The sequence below is a fragment of the Vibrio sp. Vb1755 genome (genome assembly GCF_033338635.1).
Classification (GTDB): domain Bacteria; phylum Pseudomonadota; class Gammaproteobacteria; order Enterobacterales; family Vibrionaceae; genus Vibrio; species Vibrio alginolyticus.
Window position 1 is genome coordinate 1 of record NZ_JAWOTA010000313.1, and the last position, 1,094, is coordinate 1,094.

At 44.7% G+C, this 1,094-nt stretch carries 2 protein-coding genes; both read left to right on the forward strand.

What is annotated here, in order from left to right; translation table 11 throughout:
* The coding region (locus R7E00_RS24810) for a type VI secretion IcmF C-terminal domain-containing protein (RefSeq protein WP_308304240.1) at positions 1 to 868 on the forward strand (868 nt) is incomplete at its 5' end.
* Positions 850 to 1,094, forward strand: a 245-nt coding sequence (gene tagF, locus R7E00_RS24815) for a type VI secretion system-associated protein TagF (RefSeq protein ID WP_318124877.1), incomplete at its 3' end; no start/stop codon positions are given. The genes R7E00_RS24810 and tagF, both read left to right, overlap by 19 nt.

A 1,094-nucleotide genomic window follows, 5' to 3' on the forward strand; every position in this document is an offset into this window, starting at 1 on the left:
ATCTGATTTGTCTAGCTCTGGCAACAATCAAAAAATTGCTTACAAAAGCATATTGGATGGAACGGTGACTCAGGATGTTGCTGCCTCCTTTGCTAGAGCAAAAGATCTCTTACCAAAACCGTTTAATCAATGGTTGGGAGAGTTGTCACAGGAATCGGTTAAGTTTGCAGAAAGCGGCTCTAAAGATCATCTAAATCAGCTTTGGGTGACTAATGTAGTGCGTCCTTATCAGCGGACTATAGCAGGTAGATACCCATTTGAACCTAATGCAACGAAGGAAGTTCGTCTAAAGGACTTTCAACGATTCTTCGGGTACGGCGGTACGTTGGACTCGTTCTTCCAAGAATATCTGGAGCCGTTTGTTGATACGTCTAAGAGTCGTTGGAGACTAGAAAAAGAAATTGGTGTAAGGCCCGAGACGCTTGCGGTTTTTCAAAGGGCAAAACGCATTAGACAATCGTTCTTTGAATCAGATAACTCGCTACGAGTCGAGTTTGGTATGAAACCCGTATATCTAGATCAACACATTACTCGATTTGTACTAGAGCTAGGTGACCAAGACTTGGTTTATAAGCACGGTCCTGCGAGATCGAAGGAACTTCGCTGGCCATCGGGTCAAGATCAGACGCGTATTGTGTTTACACCGCCCGAATCAAAACGAGAAATTGCTCATACCTATGAAGGGGAATGGGGCATTTTCAAACTATTGGACCAATCACTCAAGGCTCGACCAGAGTCCCGCAACGACAACATTGTCATGATCGATTTGAAGGGGAACAAGGTTCAGCTTGAGTTGATTCCATCTAGTGCAATCAACCCATTTTGGTCTAATGAGATGGAGAGGTTCAGATGTCCGCAAACCTTGTAACGCCTGAGTGGGGCTACATCGGAAAAATGCCGGCTAAAGGTGACTTTGTTAAGGACGGTATTTCTCCTGAATTTGCAAACCGTTGGCACGACTGGCAGCAAGCTGTTATTGCAGTGAGTAAAGAGCAACTGGGTGACACTTGGAACGATTATTTTTTAACTGCACCAGTTTGGCACTTTGCACTGGATGTGAGTTACATGGACGATGCTACGTATATCGGCAGCAT